Here is an 18,387-nt window from a genome sequence, read left to right as displayed (position 1 = left end):
GATGCACTATCTCATGACTACCATGTAGAACCCTTCCCCTCCCAGCCGGGCGCGTTGCGCACCGGCCACGGCGCAGGAAAGCTGTCCTCCACCAGCGGAGGGCTTCAATGCGGATTGGCGTGGATGTGGGCGGCACGAATACCGATGCCGTTCTTCTATCAGGCAAGAACGTGCTGGGGGCAGTGAAACGCCCGACCAGCAAGGACGTCAGTTCGGGCATTGCCGAAGCGATCACCGCGCTGATTTCCGAATGCGCGATCACGCCGGACGCGATCGACGCCGTCATGATCGGCACGACCCATTTCACCAACGCCTTCATCCAGCGCCGCGAACTGGTGCCGGTGTTCGCCATCCGCATCGGCTTCCCCGCCGGGCGCGGCATTCCTCCGTTCACCGCGTGGCCCGACGATCTCAAGGCGGTGGTGCGCGGCGGATCGGCGATGGTGCGCGGCGGCTTCGAATTTGACGGGCGCGAAATCTCCCCGCTGGATGAAGCCGCCATCCTCGCCGCTGTCGAGCAAGCGCGCGCGGCGGGCATCGGCCAGATCGCCGTCTCCTGCATCTTCAGCCAGCTGAACCCGGCGCACGAGACGCGCGCCGCCGAACTGATCGCGCAGCACGCCCCGGGGATGGAAGTCTCGCTCTCGTCCGAAGTCGGCCGCGTGGGCCTGCTGGAGCGCGAGAACGCCGCGATCATGAACGCCAGCCTGCGCCCGCTCGCCGCCACCATCACGTCGGCGTTCCGGCGCGCGCTGGCCGAACTCGGCATCGCCGCGCCGTTCTACATCAGCCAGAACGACGGCACGCTGATGAGCGCCGACCACATGCAGCGCTATCCGGTGCTGACCTTCGCCGCCGGTCCCACCAACAGCCTGCGCGGCGCGGCGTGGCTGACCGGCGCGAGCGATGCGATCGTGGTCGACATCGGCGGCACCACGTCGGACGTGGGCGTGCTGGTCGCGCGTTTCCCGCGCCAATCGACCGTCCATGTCGACGTCGGCGGCGTGCGCACCAACTTCCGCATGCCCGATATTCTCTCGATCGGCCTCGGCGGCGGCAGCCTTGTCCGCGAGACGCCGGACGGCGTCACCGTCGGGCCGGATTCGGTGGGTTTCCGCCTGCGCAGCGAGGGGCTGATCTTCGGCGGCGAAACGCTCACCACCAGCGACATCGCGGTGGCGAGCGGACAGGCGACGTTCGGCGATCCCGCCCGGGTGGCCCACCTGCCCACCGCGCTGGTGGAGCAAGCGCGCGGCGCGATCGACCGGTTGATCGACGATGCCATCGACCGCATGAAAACCGCGCCGGGCGATATCCCGATGATCCTTGTCGGCGGCGGATCGGTGCTGGTTTCGGCCACGCCGCAGGGCGTTTCCGACATGATGCGCCCCGAACACGCCGGCGTCGCCAACGCGATCGGCGCAGCCATCGGCCAGGTCAGCGGCGAGATCGACCGCATCTACAACGCGCCCGACGCTGCGAGCCGCGAAGCGGCGCTTGCCGATGCCCGCGCGCAGGCGACCGAACAGGCCATCGCCGCCGGGGCCAACGCCGTCACGGTGGAGATCGTCAACATCGAGGCGGTCCCGCTGCAATACCTGCCGGGCGGGGCAACCCGCGTTGTCTGCCGCGCGGTCGGCGATCTGGCGCTTGCGGAGGTACGGTGATGGTTCGCGAAATCACGCTCGACAATATCGAACACCTGGCGATCGGATCGGCCTTCCTGGGCACCGGCGGCGGCGGGGATCCCTATCTCGGCTCGCTCCTGTGCCGCGAGGCGATCGCGCAATACGGCCCCGTCCCGATCGTTCGGCCGGAGGATCTCAAGGACGAGGACAACGTGTTCGTCGCCGCTGCGATGGGCGCGCCGACGGTGATGATCGAGAAGCTGTTCTCGATCGAGGACCAGCACCGCGCCGTGGAAGTGCTGGAACGCTTCCTGGGCCGCACCGCCACCGCGATCATTTCCGCCGAAATCGGCGGCTGCAATTCGATGATGCCGGTCGCCTACGCGGCGATGCGCGGGCTGCCGATCGTTGATGCCGACGGCATGGGCCGCGCCTTCCCCGCGCTCCAGATGACCAGCTTCAACATCGAGGGCGTGGCCTGCGCCCCGATGACGATCGCGGACGAGCACGGCAACAGCGTACTCTACCAGACGGTCACAGGTCTGAAAGCCGAGGAACTGGCGCGCCCCGTCGCCGCGGTGATGGGCGCCAGCGTGTGCATGTCGTGCTATCCGATGACCGGGGCGCAGGCGCGCCGCGCCGCCGTGCCGCTGACGCTGAGCGGCGCGATCGGGATCGGCGAGGCGATCGCGCGCGGCGGCGATCCGCGCCCGCCGCTCGACCGGCTGATCGACGCCTTGCGCGCCCACGCCTACTATGCGGACGCGGCGGTGGTGTTCCGGGGCAAGATCACCAGCCTCGAACGCGATACCACGCGCGGCTGGGTGTTCGGCAGTTGCACGATCTCCGCCATGGGCGGGGCGGATGCGGCGACTGGTGTGGCTGAAGTCCGATTCCAGAACGAGAACCTCGTCGTGCACGTCAACGGCGAACTGCGTGGCATCGTCCCCGATCTCGTCACCATCGTCGATGCCGAAACCGCGCATGCCATTCCCACCGAACGCCTCGCCTACGGCCAGCGCGTCGCCGTGGTGGCGTGCAGCGCACCACCGATCCTCACCACCCCGCACGCGCTGGACGTGGTCGGCCCGCGATGCTTCGGGCTGGACGAGGACTATGTGCCTGTCCGCGACCTGATCGGGGAGTGCGCGTGATGCGGATGCACCTGATCACCCCCGTCATCACCGAAGGGATCCGCACGCTGGACGACGTGGCACCGCTGATGCGCGACGATCTGGTGATCACCCAGTCGCTGCTCGCGCCACGGTCTGCATGGCGGACGGCCTGGTCCGCGCCGGGCTGGCGCACAGCAAGCGCACGTACGGCACGCCACGCGACAAGGAACTGAGGGGATACCCGGAGATAGGCATCGCTCGACACGGGGCATAAAAGGGGAAAGACGATGGGAACGAACAACATGAGGGGCGCTGGCCGGCTGGCCATCGCAATTGCCGGACTGACCGCCGGAACGCACGCAATGGCGCAGGAAGCGCCGCAGAACCAGGGCTTTGGCGATATCGTGGTGACCGCGCAGCGGCGCCAGGAGAACCTCCAGAACGTGCCGATCCAGGTGGCCGCGTTCTCCGAGCAGAAGATCACCGACGCCGGCATCAAATCCACCCGCGAATTCGTCAATCTGGTGCCCAACGTCTCGTTCGACGAAAGCTTCACCTATCTCAATTCGTTCGTGGTGGTGCGCGGCGTCACGCAGATCAACAATGCGGATTCGCCCGTGGCGGTGATCGTCGACGGCGTTCCCCAGAACAGCCAGAAGCAGTTGCGGATGAACCTGTTCGATATCCAGCGGATCGAGGTGTTGAAGGGACCGCAGGGCGGCCTTTACGGGCGCAACGCCATCGGCGGGGCGATGAACATCATCACCAAGGACCCGTCCGACCACATGGAAGGCGCGCTCGACGCCAGCTATGGCCGGGGCGACGCCATCGACGTGACCGGTTCGCTCTCCACCCCGATCGGCGATGACGCGGGCCTGCGCGTCGCCGGATCGTACAAGACCGACAACGGGCGCATCCGCAACACCTACAGCAACAAGAACGTCGATTTCATCGACCACGACTGGGAACTGCGCGGCAAGTTCAAGGCCTCGCTCAGCGACAACCTGAAGATCGACCTGCGCGCCTCCTACCGCGATTTCCGCGCCGGCGCGATCTATGACAGCCGCGTCCCTTCCGGGCTGGCCAACGATTTCCGGCTGCCCAGCTCGAACATCGAAGGCCTGACGTTCGGCAACCTGTTCGATACCTCGGCCAAGATCGATCTCGATCTCGGCGCCGCCACGCTGACCAGCATCACCGCCTATACCGACATCAAGGAGAGCTATCGCGGCGATCTCGATTTCGGCAATCCGGTGGACAATCCGGGTGGCTTTCTCGGCTTCGGCATCCAGGCCGGCCAGGGGCAGGACCTGCGCGTCAAGCTGACCAGCCAGGAATTGCGCCTCGTCTCCAACGGCAAGGGGCCGTTCCGCTGGATTCTCGGCGGCTATTACCTGCACACCAAGCGCAGCCTGCTGACCCGCGCCTTCATCGACCTGAACGGATCGCGCGATCAGATCGACAATCCCGCGCTGGCCCTGATCCGGCTGAGCGAGGACAACAGCAACAACGCCTATGCCGTCTATGGCAACGTCGACTACGACCTGAGCGATCACCTCACCCTGTCGGGCGCGCTGCGCTACGATCGGGACGAACGACGGCAGACCGACCTGGCATCGGGCGCGGTGCGCAAGACCAGCTTCGACAACGTCCAGCCCAAGGCGACGCTGACCTACAAGTTCAACGACCGGCAGCTCGTCTATGCGACGTACAGCACCGGCTTCCGTTCGGGCGGATTCAATGCACCCACGGTGAGCATCCCGGTGTTCCGCGCGGAAAAGCTGGCGAACTACGAGGCCGGCTTCAAGACGAGCTGGTTCGATCGCCGCCTGATCCTGAACGGGGCGGTCTACAAGGCCGTCAGCAAGGATTTCCAGTATTTCTACATCGATGTCGCCACGGCCTCGCAGATCATCGGCAATATCGACAAGGTGCATATCTGGGGCGTGGAACTGGAAATGCAGGCGCTGCCCACCAAGGGCCTGCAATTGTTCGGCGCCATTGGCACGACCGATACCAACATCCGCAAGAACGTGGTCGATCCCGCCTCCGTGGGCAACCACACGCCCAAGACCACGACCTGGTCGATGAACGCCGGCTTCCAGTACAACCGCCCGCTGACCGACGATTTCGGGCTGCTGCTGCGGCTCGACTATGCGCACAAGGGGCGCAAGTACTGGCAGGTGGACAACCGCCAGGTGCAGAACCCGATCAACCTCGTCGATGTGCGCGTGGGCGTCGAGAACGAGCGCTGGGGCCTCTATTTCAGCGGCCGTAACATCTTCAACGAGAAATATTACAGCGACTACAACCCGAAGGCCTATTCCGGGTCCGATACCGATATCGGGTTCCGCGCGCAGCCGGCGACCTGGGCCGTGGAAGCCAAGGTCAAGTTCTGACGCGGTCGGGCCATCGCGGCATCAGCCCGCCGCGATGGCCCGAATGTCTAGGCGGCCAGCAAGGCATCGATCCAGCGAGCGACTTCGCCGTTCTCCCAGGTATCGGACGCCGCCCCGATCACCACTTCGGCGATCGAACGTCCCTCGATCGGGGATTCGGTGAAGGCGTTGAACAGCCAGACGCCATGCTGCCGCGCGAACGCCGCGTGTCTTTGGTGCAGATCGGCGGACGTTCCCGGCAGCAGGAGCTGGAAGCTGTTCGCGTGGGGAATGACCGGGTGAACGATGATCCGCCCGTCGGAGGCCAGCACCTCGGCCAGATCGCGTGCGCGGCGGACATATTCGGGCATGCGGGCCAGATGCTGATCGATGCCCGCCAGCGCCGAAAGCGCCTGCGGAAAAGCCGTCGCGAGGTTGCCCGCGAAGCGCGTTTTCCATGGCGCGAGACGCCGGACGAAGGCGTCATCGCCAACCAGCGCCGCGCCGCCCAGGCCGCCGAGCCCCTTGTAATAGGACACATAGACCGTATCCGCGAGGTCGGCGAGGTCGGTCAGCGCGACGTCATACCCCGCCGCCCCTTCCCACAGCCGCGCACCATCGAAATGCAGCGGGATACCCTCTTCACGACACCACGTGGACATCGCCCGCAATTGGTCCAGCGGAGGCAGCAAATAGCCTGACCGGCGCAGCGGCAGTTCGACGACCACCGCCGCCAGCTTCTCCTCCACGGCTTGCAGCGCGGCAAGGTCGAACGGCTGATAGCGGCCGAGGCGGACAGCCTTCAGGCCGGCCACGCGTTCCAGCCCGTCCCCTTCGTCCGACGCGATATGCCCCTGCGGATGGATCGCGACCGTGTCAGTCCCGCGCGCTTCGGCGTGGACGCGGAGCGCGCAGTATTGCGCGGTCATGCCCTTGATGAAGAACCGTGCAGCCGGCTTGCCCAGCAATGCGGCCGTGCACTCCTCGAGCCGCGCCACGGCGCCACCGGCGCCATAGACATCCGCGGCCTCATCCTCGGGCGCATAGTCGGCCAGCGCGAGAAGCTGTTCGCGCGGTCCGGAAAAGCCATGGTACGATAGCGAGCGGGTGCAGGATTTCCTGATATCGGGATCGTTCATGCCGCAATCGTAAGGACTTGAGCCTATGCCGCAAGGCACGGCCGCCCCGTCAGGCGAACGGTTCGTCGATTGCCCGCGAAGGCTCGGTAAACCAGCGCGCGCCGTGATCGGTGACGTGGAAATGATCCTCCAGCCGCACCCCGAACCGGCCCGGCACCACGATCATCGGCTCGTTGGAAAAGCACATGCCGGGTTGCAGCGGCGTCTCGTCCCCGCGCACCAGATACGGCGCTTCGTGGACCGACAGGCCGATGCCGTGCCCGGTGCGATGGGGCAGGCCCGGCAGGCGGTAGTCCGGACCCAGTCCGTGCCGTTCCAGCACCGCCCGCGCCGCCGCATCGATCGCGGCGCAGGGCACGCCGGGCCGGACGGCATCGAACGCCGCGCGCTGCGCCTCGGCCTCGATCTCCCAGATCCGGCGCTGTTCGTCATCCGCCTTGCCGAAGACGTAGCTGCGGGTGATGTCGGAATTGTAGCCTTCCACCGCGCAGCCGGTGTCGATCAGCACCATGTCGCCCTCGCGCAGTTCGTCGTCCTGCGGCAAGCCGTGCGGGAAGGCGGTGGAAGCGCCGAACTGGACGATGCAGAACGTGCTGCCCCCGCTGCCGATCGCCTTGTGCGCGGCATCGATGAAGCCGCGCACGGCGCTGGCGCGGATACCGGGGGCGAGAACGCGGGCGGCGCGGCGCTGGACTTCCAGCGTCATCCGCTTGGCTTGCCGCATCAGCGCCAGTTCCGGCTCGGACTTAATCGCCCGGCACCCGTCGATGATCGGGGTGGCATCGAGGACCGAGGCAGAGGGCGCCGCCAGCCGGACCCGCTCCGCCATGCCGAACGGCAGCGCCGGATCGATCGCCAGCCGCGTGGCGCCGGCTTCGCGCAGGATCGCGGCGACCAGCGCGGAAGGACTTTCGTGCTCCTCCCACAACCGCAGATCGACATCCAGGGTCAGGATCGCCTCGAGCGACCCCTGCTCGAACGCCGGACAGACGATGTAGGGCTTGCCGCGCGGCGTCAGCACCATTGCCACCAGCCGTTCGATCATGCCCCAGCCGATCCCGGTGAAGTACGAGAGGCTGAGCCCCGCCCCCACCAGCAGCGCATCCGCCCCGGCATCGACCATGGCCGCGCGGGCACGCTCGATCCGGGCCTGCCGCTCCGCCAGCGTGATCGCGGGCGCGCGATCCGCCCACGGCTGGATGGTGGCCAGTTCGGCCGCGATGGTCGATCCGCCGATCATGCCGCCGGATCGAACCCGTAATCGCGCCGCGCCTGCTCCGGCGTGACATAGCCATCGCGCAGGTCGGCCAGCAGGCGGGATCGTTCGCGTTTCATCGGATCACCATAGCCGCCGCCCGTCGCGCTGACGAGCCGGAAGGTCTCCCCTTCCACCGCCCGCGCGCCGGTGACCATCGAATAGGTCTCCACCGAGCCATCGCGGCGCAGGATCTCGGCGCGGTTGGTGGAGCCTTCGCCACCGCCGGCCAGCCCCCACGGGCGCGAGGTGGTGCGCGTGGCGGAATAGGTGAGGAAGGCTTCCTTCGCCGTCACGCGATAATCCAGCACCACGCCCTTGCCGCCACGGTATTCGCCCGCGCCGCCGTCCTCGTCGTGCAAGGCATACCGGTCGATCTCGAAGCCGTAGCGGCTTTCGGCCAGTTCGATGGGGATGTTGAACGTCTCGCCATTGGCGGCGCAGAACTGGCCGGCATCGCCGTCGTGATCGATGCCCGCGCCCCAGCCGCCCACCAGCGGCTCGCCCATCACGAACAGGTCTTCCGTCCCCGGCAGCAGTCCGGAAATGAACGTGGCGCCCACGGTGCGCTGGTGGCCCACCGGCAGCTTGTGCGGCATCAGCGGGGCCAGCGCCTTCCACATGACCTCGATCGCGCCCAGCAGCGATTCATAGTAGATCGATACCGGCGCCGGGCTTTTCGCCGACAGGATCGTGCCTTCCGGGCAGATCACCTCCAGCGCGCGGAAGCAGCCGCCGTTGGCCGGAATCTCGGTATTGGTCACCGCCTTGAACGTGCAGCGCACGCCGGTGATCAGGCCGGCATAGGACAGGTTGATCGGCCCGGGCGCCTGGCCGCTGGTGCCGGTGAAATCGGCAACCATCCGGTCGTCGGTGATCGTCACCTTCACCTTGATCACGAACGGGCCGTTGCCGTGCCCGTCCTCTTCCACCACGTCCTCGGCGGTGAACACGCCCTTGGGCAGCTTCTTCAGCTCCTCGCGCGTCATGCGCTCGCCATAGTCGAGCAGCGAATCCATCGCCGCCAGCAGATTGTCGACCCCGTATTTCGCGGCGAGTTCGACGATCCGCCGCCCGCCCACGCGGCAAGCGGCCACGCCCGCGTGCATGTCGCCGATGGTGCTGTCGGGCAGACGGACGTTGGTGCGGATCATCTCGACCAGCGCCTCGTTCATGCGGCCTTCGTCGAACAGCTTGAGGAAGCGCAGGTGCAGCCCTTCCTGGAAGATGTCGGTCGATGCGGTGGTCGCGCTGCCGGGATAAGTGCCGCCCACTTCGGTCCAGTGCGCCTTGTTGACGGTCCAGGCGATCAGCCGGCCGTCGACGAAGACCGGATAGAGGATCACCACGTCCGACAGGTGCGTGCCGCCGCCTTCGTAGGGCGAATTGGTGACGAAGATGTCGCCCGGCCTGATCCGGTCGAGCGGCCAGTGCTCCAGCGTGCTCTGCACGGCGGTATCGAGCGTGGCGAGGAAGCCGGTCACGCCGTTGCCCTGCGCCAGCAGGTTGCCGCGCGCATCGGTCGCGCCCACGGCGAAGTCGGTCGTCTCGTAGATGATCGGGCTCATCGAGGTGCGGATCATCGCGTTGAACATCTCGTCGCCCAGGGCCACGAGCGCGTCCTTGATGATTTCCTGGGTGAAGGGATCGGTGCTCACGGGCGCGCTCCTTCGGGCTGGGGAAGGTGGACATGGTAGTTGCCAAGGCGATCGACTTCGGCGCGCGCGCCCGGCGGCAGCGGCAGGGTAACGGCCGGCTCCTGGATCACCGCCGGGCCGGACAGCGCCATCCCCGGCTCCAGCCGCAACCCGTCGTAGATCGTCGCGTCATGCACGCCGTGCGTGTCGAAATCGACGCGCCGGGTGCCCTTGACCGCATCCGCCAGCGTCAGGCCGGTCACCGCCCGCTCGGCAAGGTCGGGCTTGTCGACCGGCAGGGTGGCGACAAGGTGGAAGTTGACGAGCTGCACCGCCGCGTCGAGCCGGTAGGTGAAGCGCTTCTCGTGCGCCTCGTGAAACGCGGCGATCGCGGCGTCCACCGGCGCATCGCCATCAAGCGGGAAGGCGATGCCCACGGTATGTTCCTGCCCCACATAGCGCAGGTCCGCCCGGTATTCGAACAGCGGCGCGCGATCGCCCGCTTCGCCGGCGAAATCGCGCAGCGCCTCCGCCTCGATTTCGGCGAAGATGGCGCGCACGGCGTCGATGCTGCCGGGCGCGAGCGGAGTCAGCCGGGTGCGGATATAGTCGCGCCGCAAGTCGGTCAGCAGCATCCCCCAGGCCGAGAACACGGAGGAGTTCACCGGGATGATCACGCGCGGCACCTTGAGCTCCTCGGCCAGCGCCACCGCGTGCATCGCCCCGCCGCCACCGAAGGCCATCAGCGCGAAATCCCGCGGATCGTAGCCCTTGTTGGTGGACACCAGCCGCAGCGCGGTGGTCATGTTGGCGTTGGCGATGCGGATCACCCCCCGCGCCAGTTCCGCGCGGCTGAGCCCGAGCTGGTCGCACAGCGGCGCGAAGGCGGCATCCACCGCCTGCCAGTCCGGTTCGACCTCCCCGCCGACGAAGCTGGCCGGATCGATGCGGCCCAGCAGGAGATTGGCGTCAGTCGTGGTCGGACGGGTGCCGCCGCGCCCATAGGCTGCCGGCCCCGGCCGCGCGCCGGCCGATTGCGGCCCGACATGGAGCTTGCCGCCGGCATCGACCCACGCGATGGACCCACCGCCGTTGCCGATCTCGACGATTTCGGAAACGGGCGTCTGCACCGGATAGCCGGGCGACTTGCCGTCGCGCTCGATGTAGTAGTCGGTCGAGACCTTGATCTGACCGCCCTCGATCAGCGTGCATTTGGCCGTGGTGCCGCCGATGTCGAGCACGATCAGGTTCGGCTCGCCGATCGCCCGGCCGACATGGGCGGCGGCGTAAATGCCGCTGGCAGGGCCGGATTCGACCATGGTGATCGGGTTGGCCTTGGCCGCGGCGGCGGTGGCGATGCCGCCGTTGGACTGCATCATGTAAGGCTTCTGGGCAAAGCCGCCGTCGGCCAGTCGCTGTTCCAGCCGCTCGATATAGCGCCGCGCGATCGGCGAGACGTAGGCGGAAAGAACCGTGGTGTTGGTCCTTTCATATTCGCGCCATTCGCGACTCACTTCGTGGCTCGCCAGTACGGCCACGCCGGGCCAGGCCGCGCGGATCGCCTCCACTGTGCGGCGTTCGTTTTCGGGATTCACATAGGCGTGAAGAAAGACCACCGCGATCGCCTCGACGCCTTCCGCCCGAAAGAAATCGAGCAGCGCGGGCAACGGCGCGAGGTCGACCGGCTTCACCAGATCGCCCCGGAAATTGCTGCGTTCCACCAGTTCGGCGCGCAAGTAGCGGTCCACGAACGGCCGGGGCTTGCGGAAGTTGAAGTTGAACAGGTCCGGCCGGTTGCCCCGCGCGATCTCGATCACGTCGCGGAAGCCCGCCGTGGTGATCAGCGCGGTCTTCACGCCCTTGCGCTCGGTCAGCGCATTGATCACGACGGTGGAGCCGTGCGCGAAGAAATCGAGCGCGGCCGGCGAAAGGCCGGCCTTGACCATGGCGTTCATCACGCCCTGTTCGAATTCGGGCGGGGTGGTATCCGCCTTGGCCACCTGCACCGCGCCGGGGCGGCCGGTCTCGGGATCGACGGGATAATAGACCAGGTCGGTGAAGGTGCCGCCGACGTCGCTTGCTGCACGCACGGGAATTCTCCGGTTGGGCCTGTCGCCAGGCCCCGGTGGGAAGGGATCAGGGAAAGTGCGGCGCGGTCAGGCGCGGGGCACGATCACGGTGTTGCCGATCGGCGGCGGCGCGGCGAACAGGCCGCTGGCCGCCAGCCGGTCCTCGCCGGGCGGGGCCATGCTGTAGAGTCGGCTGGGCTTCCATCCGAACTGCACCTTGGCCAGCGCCGCCGCCTCGGTCGCCTTGTAACAGGCATAGACGGCATCGACGATCGGGACGCCGAACTCCCGCTGCAACTGCGCGTAGAAGCCGAATTCGATCGTGCAGCCCAGGATCACCGCCTCGGCCTTGTCGATCTCCACCGCCTCGCGCACCGCGCGGCGGATGGCGTCCTCGGTGGCGGCGGTATCCTGCTGGAATTCATCGACGTGGCGGCCGATGGTGCGGAACGAGGCCAGCCGGTCATGATAGCCATAGTGGCGGATGCGATCTTCCATCTGCACCTTCCACTTCTCGACGCCGATCACGACCGAGAAGCGGTTGGCGAGGTTGGACACGATCTGGAGCGCCGACTGGCACGGCGCGCAGACCACGGCATCGCCGGAAATCTCGCGCGCCTCGTCCAGCGCGGTGTCGTAGAAGCAACCGATGGCATAGCCATCGAAGCCATGGGTCGCGGCATAGCGCGCGATCGCCGTCACCGGAAACCAGATGCTGCTTTCGAACACCCGCCATTCCAGGTTGGTCAGCGCGACCGGCTCTGGAATGGCAAGCGAAACGACATGGACTTCGGCATTGGGCAGTTTGACGCGGCCGATCAGGTCGGCGATGGGCGCGTCATAGCCCGGCTGGTTGATCGGGTTGACCCAGAGGATCCTGAGCGGCGCCGTGGCCGGCGCCTCGCGGTGATGGGCGATCGCGGTCATGTCCTTTCCCTCAGAAGCTCGTCCGCAGCTCGAAGCCCCAGGTGCGCGGCGAAGCCGGCTGGACGAAGCCCCCGCTGACGAACTCGGCGTTGTACTTCTTGTCGCCAAGGTTGCGGACGAACCCGGTCAGGCTCCACTTGCCGCTGGCGTCCTCCAGCCCGGCATGAAGGTTGACGAGCTGGAAGGAAGACCGCGCCGTGGCGTTTTCCGGGTCCCAGTACTGCTTGCCGTGGTGTTCCATCTCGCCGCGCGCGAAGACGTTGAGGCCATCGGACACCGGGAAGCGGTATTGCGCGCCGATCGATCCGCTGTCGCGCGGGATATAGGGTGCCCAGTTGCCGACATCGGCGGGATTGAACGTGAACTTCTTGATCCGGCTGTGGGTGTATCCGTAGTTGGCGTAGAGGTCCAAGCCCTTGACCGGGGTGAAGGCCACCTCGATTTCCCCGCCGTAGAGATCGACCTTGTCGACGTTGACAAGGATCTGCGCGCCCACCGCGCCGACGAACACGAAGTAGAACGGGTTCTTGTCGGCGGTGTAGAACGCGGTGCCGTTGATCCGCAGGCGGCCACCGAGCAGCGTCGCCTTGAAGCCGGCCTCGGTCGTTTCCGCGCTTTCCTGCCGGGCCAGGTCGAAAGCGCCGGGCAGGTTGGCGGCGGACGCCGCGCCGGCCTGGTTGAACTGGCCAGACCGGAAACCGATGCCCCAGTCGGCGAACAGCGTGAGGTTCGGGCTGGCCTTATAGTTCAGCGTGACCTTGGGCTGCGCCTTGCTGAAATTGGCGACGCGCGAACAGGCGGTGGTGGCCGCCGCCGTGCAGCCGGCGGGAACGCCCGCGCTGCTCAGCGGATCGATCATCTGATGGCGGTGATCGTGGTCGTAGCGGAACGCGACCGCGGCTTCGAGCTTATCGGTCAGGTCATAGGCAACGTTGCCGTAAAAGGCATAGGCGGTGTTGCGGTTGTTATCAGCCAGGAACGACAGCGTGGGGTTGATCGGATTGCTGTACTGCGGCGCCTTGTAGATGCTGACGATGCCCTGCCCGTTGTCCTGCCCCGTCGTGGTCGAGATGAACCGGCGGGTGCCGAGGATGTAGGCACCGATCATCCAGCGGAAGCGGCCGCCATCGGGCGATGCGATGCGCAGGTCGTTCTGCCAGGCCTTGACGGTTTCGTACTGCGTCTGCGTGCCATCCGTGCCGAACACGTTGCGGCTGGCGGTGTAGGGGAATTGATCGCCTTCGAGGTATTCCTTGATGCGGATATAGGACAGGACGTTGGTAATCGTGCCCCAGTCCGCCTTGTTTTCCAGCTTCAGCGAAACATCGGTCAGCTCGCGGAAATTGCGGCCCCGGTTGGTGGCGCAGAACCGGCGGCTGACGCGGTCGGCATCGGGCGCCGGGCCGCCGAACGGATTGGCCGGATCGAGGAAACACGATGTGTCCGAGGCGAACTTGGCGCCCTGATACTGGAACTGATCGCCGATCGCGTTGGTGTGGCTGTAGCTCGCGCGCAGATCCGCGGTCAGCGTATCGGTCAGGAACGCTTTCAACTGGCCGCGCACGTTGCGGTCGTGCACCCAGTCGACCGTCTGGTTCAGATAATCGTTGCGCAGCAGGCCGCCGAAGTTGCGCGCGCTGCCGGCCAGGCGGAACAGCAGCTTGTCCTTGACGATCGGCCCGCTGACCGAAACCTCGCCGCGATAGTCGTTGCCGTTGCCGGCGGAAATCTGCGCGTCGAGATGAAAGTCGTTGGTCGGCTGCTTGGTGGTGACGATGATCGCGCCACCGATCGCGTTGCGCCCGTAAAGCGCCCCTTGCGGGCCGCGCAGCACTTCGATCTGCTTCACGTCGAACAGGTCGCTGGTGAACTGGCGCGCGGAAATCTGCTGGATACCGTCGGTCACCACCGCGATCGGGCTTTCGCCGTTGCGGACCTGCGAGATGCCGCGAATGGTGACGAACGAATTGCCCGCGCTCTGCGACTGGACGATCGAGATATTGGGCGTGATGCCGATAAAATCCGCCACGCCCTTTACCCGCGCATCCTCCAGCGCCTGGCTGGAAAAGGCGGTGACCGACAGCGGCGCCTGCTGCAGCGCTTCCAGGCGGCCACGCCCGATCACGACGATCTGGCTGGGGTCGGCGGGCGCGGCAGCGGCCTCTTCCGCCGGCGCTTGCTGCGCGTGCGCCACGCCAGCGGCGGACAGGACGAGCGCCGAGGCGCAGGCGGACAGGCGTATCGTGCTACGAACGGACATTGGACCCCCCTTGGTCGGATTTGTGTCTCTTCCGGCAAGGTCCGTCATCGGGCGGTCACGAACAAGCTGCCCCGGAGAGTAGCTACCCATCGGTGGAGGCGGCGGCGGACCTACCCGAACGGGGAGGTCCGGCGGCGGGCGGAGAGTCAGGCGCGGGAGGACCAGCCGGTGTCGCGCAAGGCAGACAGCGCGTGGGCGCGACGGTCCACGCCCAGCTTGGCGAAGATGTTTTTGAGGTGGAATTTGACGGTGTGCTCGGTCATGTCGAGCGCGCGGGCAATTTCCTTGTTGGTCAGTCCGCGCGAAAGCTCGGCGACGACCTCCTGCTCGCGCGTGCTGAGCACCGCGATCGGGCTGTCGTCCGCCGGGCCGGTCTCCGCCATGCGCTCGTCGATGGAGGACAGGAACGAGGCCTCGACGGGATTGCCGCCGCCGTCCCACAGCGCGCGCTTGAGCCGGCGGATCAGCGGCGCGAGTTCGGGCTGCTCGAAGAACGGCAACGCGATCCCTTCACCGGCAGCGCGCTCCACCGCCTCGCGCAAATGGCCCATGGCGTCGTCCGGCCGCCGGCCCAGCGCGGCGATGCGCGCCAGCAGCAGATGCGCGCGCACTTCATAGGGACGCGCGCCGATCGCCCGGGCACAGGCCAGCATGTCGCCCGCCCGTTCGCGCGCCTGCGCCGGATCGCGGATCGCCAGCCACGTTCCCAGTGCGAACGCCACGTCCACACCGGCGCGCCAGTGGACGGGATTGTCGCGCCAGATGCCGAGGGGGAAACGGGCGGCGAGGTGTTCCGCCAGCGGCTGCGCCTGCGCTGTCTCGCCCGCCGCACTATGGCGCAGCAGGCGCTGCGCCTGGACGATGCTCGCCAGCCGCTCCAGCCCGCGAGCGCGGGTCAGCGCATCGCCATCGGCAATCACGCGGTCCATGGCCGCGCTATCCTGTGCCAGCCAGGCAAGGCGGAAGCGGCTATCCAGCCCGGCGGCATAGATTTCGAACCAGCCATCGTAATCACAGACATGGCGGAACGCCTCGTCAAGCTCCTGCGCGGTCATCGTCAACCGCCCGTCGCCCCACAGCTCGACCAGCGCCAGCAGCGTCTCCGCCAGTGCCTTCAGGCCGCTGTCCGCGCCGAAGTTCTCGACCGCCATCGCCTTCGCGCGCTGGAGATAGGCGGTGGCGCTACGCAGTTCGCCGCGATAGCCGCACGACAGGCCCGCGTGCAGGAAGCAGTAGTTGAGGCCCAGCACCGAATTGACCGAGCGCATCGCGCCCATCGCCTGCCGCGCGAAATCCTCCGCCCTTGCCAGCTGGCCCGCGCACAGGCTGGCGACCGCCCCCGCGCAATCGAGCACGCCGCGCGTCAGTCCGTCGGCATCCGGCATCCGCTGCCGCATCGTCTCGAAGAACGACAGGAACGGCACGTCGACGGTATTGTCCTCGTACGTGCGGATCAGGACGTTGATGTTGAGGGTATCGCGCTCGTAATCGTTCAGCAGGCTCCAGTCCCCACCAGGCCAGTCACCCGCCGGCGCACCCGGATCAAGGGCCACCAGATCGAACGTCGATCGCGCCTCGCGCAGCAGACCCATCTTGAGCTTCACGTAGGCTTCGGCCAGCAGCAGGCGCGGGTGCGACAGGCGCTCTGCCGGAGGAATGAAACCCAGCAGCTGGTTGAGCTGTCCCATCCCGCCGAACAGCACCAGCCGCCAGCCGCCCGCCTGTTCCACCAGTTCGGCGCAGCGCGCGAAATCGCCGGCCAGGCTGGCGTGGCGCACCGCCTCGTCCAGCAGTCCCCGCCGTTCGAATGCTTCCGAGGCGCGCAAGTGCAGCGCGGGCACCGCCGTCGGCCTGCGCTGGCGCAACTGCGCCTGGAGATAATCGGCGAAGAGATGGTGATACCGATACCAGATCGCGTCGGCATCGAGCGGTGTCAGCAACGATTGCAGCGGCTCCAGCTGCTCCATGATCCGCCAGCTGTCGTCACGCCCCCGCAGCGCATCGGTGATCTCCACGCTGAACCGTTCGAGGATCGAGGTTTCCAGCAGAAAATCGACCGCCTCCTCGGTCAGCCCGCGCAGGACCTGATCGGAAAGGAAGCTCCACAAGTGCCCTCCCCGCGTTGCCAGCCGGCCCAGAGCGGGCGCACCGGAGGCCTGCCCCTGGCCCTGCAAGGTGATCAGGCGGGCAAGCTGCAGCGCCACCGGCCAACCCTCGGTCCGCTCCGCCAGCGCGTCGCGATCGGCTTCGGCCAGACCGACATCGAGCACCTGCCGCGATTCCGACGGCGTGAAGCGCAGCATGTCGCTGGTGATCTCCACCGCCGCGCCGCTGCCCAGCAGGCGGTGCAGCCCGATATCCGGTCGGCGGCGCGTGCTCATCAGCAGGCGCGTGCCTTCGGGCAGCAGCGCGATCCACTGCCCGAGGAACCCGTCGAGCGGCTGGGCGGACGCGCGGTGATAATCGTCAAGAATCAGCGTGACCGGCGCGCCGCTGCCGGCGAGGCGCGCGTTCAATTCGCGCACCGCGCTGTCGATGGTGATCTCGGTCAGGCCCCGGTCGGCCTGCGCCACCAGATCGCCCACGTCGACATCGGCGCTTTCCAGCGCCCGGATCACCCCGATCATGAAGCGGCGCACGTCCGCATCACCCTCGTCGAGCGTCAGCCAGCCCACGCGCCCGCCGGCGTCGCGCAAATGATCGCGCCATTGTGACAGCAGCGTGGTCTTGCCGAAGCCGGCCGGCGCGGTCAGGAGAACCAGGCGGCTTGCCGCCACCGATCCCAGCGCGGTCATCAGCCGGGCGCGGTGGACCACGCTCGACGGCATGCGCGGCACTTCCAGCTTGAGCTGGAGCATCCGCTGGGCGTCACTGGCGGTTCCGGTGCTGGGCATTCCCCCTCGACGCTGGCCGGATGGCCCCGCGCCATCCCTGCTTGCCGCCGCATAGTGTGCCGCCCCGCGCTCCGGCGCAACCTCCCCTTCCCGTGGCGGCGGCAGCGACGTCACGGCCCGTCGCGCCGGACCAGCGACAGTGGCCAAAGCGAGGTCTGGAGGTAGGCGCCGTCCAACGGCGTGGCATGCCCGGTCAGTGCCTGCAGCAGGAGCGCCCCCGCCTCCCCCTCCAGCCAGCCGCCCATCGCGACCGTCCGGTTCCGCGCCTCGTCGCAAGCGGTGATCGCCAGCGCACACCGGTCGCCTTCCTCCGCCTGCCCGTCCAGATCGGCAAAACCGGTGATGGCGATTTCGCGCCCGTCTTGCTCCAGAAAACCGTCCACCAGCGCGACGCGCCCACCCGGTTCGGCCAGCACGCGGAGGGCGAGCCGCATGCCGTCCGCGCCGCTCCAGACGCCCGACGCCGGATGGGGAACGGCCACCCCCGCCGGCGGCAACCCGGCATAGGGGGTATCCGAAGTCCTGCGATAGGTGAGCTTGTCACAATAGAGGCCGGGGCCGCACAGGCCCGGAAACTCCCCGGATGCCACGAGCAGATGATTGACCGTCACCTGCGCTCCGCCATCCTGGTCATGATACTGGCCGGCCATCGCCGACGCCCAATGCCAGCTCGGATCGGCAGGATCGCCACCGACCGAACGCCATGCGATCGCAAGAGCAAGCGGCTGGCCGTTCCCGCCGGAAGCGGTCCCGCCCCGACGGCCGGTCACGAGGTAGCGGCCCGTCGATCCGGTGGTCGATTCATACACGCCCCAGATCGCGCCGCTGCCCGCAGGCTTCTCCTCCACCGCGAGGATCATGCGCGAGCCGTACTCGTTCTCCCAGACGCCTGCGACCGTCACTCTGCCATCCCGTCATCACCAACCGGGCGAACTATCGCAGGCGCCAGAGGGCTCACATATCCTGACAGTCCAGCGCTAATGTGAATTCCAGCGCCATTTTTGCGAACCTGTTTCACGCCGCCATCTCCTCGGCCTGGGGCTGCTGGGCATGCATCCAATCGGCTGCGGCCTGGGCCTTGCTGG

12 protein-coding genes are annotated in these 18,387 nt (G+C 67.3%); 4 read left to right on the top strand and 8 right to left on the bottom strand.

What is annotated here, in order from left to right:
- Positions 1–107: 107 nt before the first annotated feature.
- The 4 genes from EH199_RS06770 (at position 108) to EH199_RS06755 (ending at position 5,142) form a co-directional block, all read left to right on the top strand.
- Positions 108–1,667, top strand: coding sequence for a hydantoinase/oxoprolinase family protein (locus EH199_RS06770; RefSeq protein WP_124808527.1), 1,560 nt, complete (start codon positions 108–110; stop codon positions 1,665–1,667).
- The gene (locus EH199_RS06765; RefSeq protein WP_124808526.1) at positions 1,667–2,782 is read left to right on the top strand and encodes a DUF917 domain-containing protein; all 1,116 of its coding nucleotides are present in this window, start codon (positions 1,667–1,669) and stop codon (positions 2,780–2,782) included. Before EH199_RS06770 ends, EH199_RS06765 begins: the two co-directional genes overlap by 1 nt.
- Positions 2,779–2,976 (top strand): hypothetical protein, encoded by a 198-nt coding sequence (locus EH199_RS06760; RefSeq protein WP_124808525.1) that lies wholly within the window; start codon positions 2,779–2,781, stop codon positions 2,974–2,976. The genes EH199_RS06765 and EH199_RS06760 overlap by 4 nt, the downstream gene beginning before the upstream one ends.
- 69 nt (positions 2,977–3,045) lie before the next feature.
- Positions 3,046–5,142: a TonB-dependent receptor gene (locus EH199_RS06755; RefSeq protein ID WP_190287169.1), complete on the top strand. Its 2,097-nt coding sequence runs from the start codon at positions 3,046–3,048 to the stop codon at positions 5,140–5,142.
- 47 nt (positions 5,143–5,189) lie between these two features.
- On the opposite strand, the gene EH199_RS06750 is transcribed toward EH199_RS06755, so the two are convergent.
- The 8 genes from EH199_RS06750 to EH199_RS06715 form a co-directional block, all read right to left on the bottom strand.
- Positions 5,190–6,260, bottom strand: coding sequence for a low specificity L-threonine aldolase (locus EH199_RS06750; RefSeq protein WP_124808523.1), 1,071 nt, complete (start codon positions 6,258–6,260; stop codon positions 5,190–5,192).
- Positions 6,261–6,309: 49 nt separating this feature from the next.
- Positions 6,310–7,500, bottom strand: coding sequence for a Xaa-Pro peptidase family protein (locus EH199_RS06745; protein ID WP_124808522.1), 1,191 nt, complete (start codon positions 7,498–7,500; stop codon positions 6,310–6,312).
- The gene (locus EH199_RS06740; protein WP_124808521.1) at positions 7,497–9,173 is read right to left on the bottom strand and encodes a hydantoinase B/oxoprolinase family protein; all 1,677 of its coding nucleotides are present in this window, start codon (positions 9,171–9,173) and stop codon (positions 7,497–7,499) included. Before EH199_RS06740 ends, EH199_RS06745 begins: the two co-directional genes overlap by 4 nt.
- Positions 9,170–11,242 (bottom strand): hydantoinase/oxoprolinase family protein, encoded by a 2,073-nt coding sequence (locus EH199_RS06735; RefSeq protein ID WP_124808520.1) that lies wholly within the window; start codon positions 11,240–11,242, stop codon positions 9,170–9,172. The genes EH199_RS06740 and EH199_RS06735 overlap by 4 nt, the downstream gene beginning before the upstream one ends.
- 66 nt (positions 11,243–11,308) lie before the next feature.
- Positions 11,309–12,148 carry an aspartate/glutamate racemase family protein gene (locus EH199_RS06730; protein WP_124808519.1) on the bottom strand — a complete coding sequence of 280 codons (840 nt, stop codon included), beginning with the start codon at positions 12,146–12,148 and terminating at the stop codon, positions 11,309–11,311.
- Between the two features lie 10 nt (positions 12,149–12,158).
- Positions 12,159–14,408 carry a TonB-dependent receptor gene (locus EH199_RS06725; RefSeq protein ID WP_223806513.1) on the bottom strand — a complete coding sequence of 750 codons (2,250 nt, stop codon included), beginning with the start codon at positions 14,406–14,408 and terminating at the stop codon, positions 12,159–12,161.
- Between the two features lie 146 nt (positions 14,409–14,554).
- Complete coding sequence (locus EH199_RS06720; protein ID WP_124808518.1) at positions 14,555–17,302, bottom strand: LuxR C-terminal-related transcriptional regulator; 2,748 nt, start codon at positions 17,300–17,302, stop codon at positions 14,555–14,557.
- 110 nt (positions 17,303–17,412) lie between these two features.
- On the bottom strand, positions 17,413–18,204 hold the full coding sequence (locus EH199_RS06715) for an avidin/streptavidin family protein (protein ID WP_124808517.1): 792 nt from the start codon (positions 18,202–18,204) through the stop codon (positions 17,413–17,415).
- Positions 18,205–18,387 lie beyond the last annotated feature (183 nt).

It is taken from the genome of Novosphingobium sp. LASN5T, assembly GCF_003856955.1.
Lineage (GTDB): Bacteria > Pseudomonadota > Alphaproteobacteria > Sphingomonadales > Sphingomonadaceae > Novosphingobium.
This window is presented reverse-complemented; position numbering and strand designations above follow the sequence as displayed.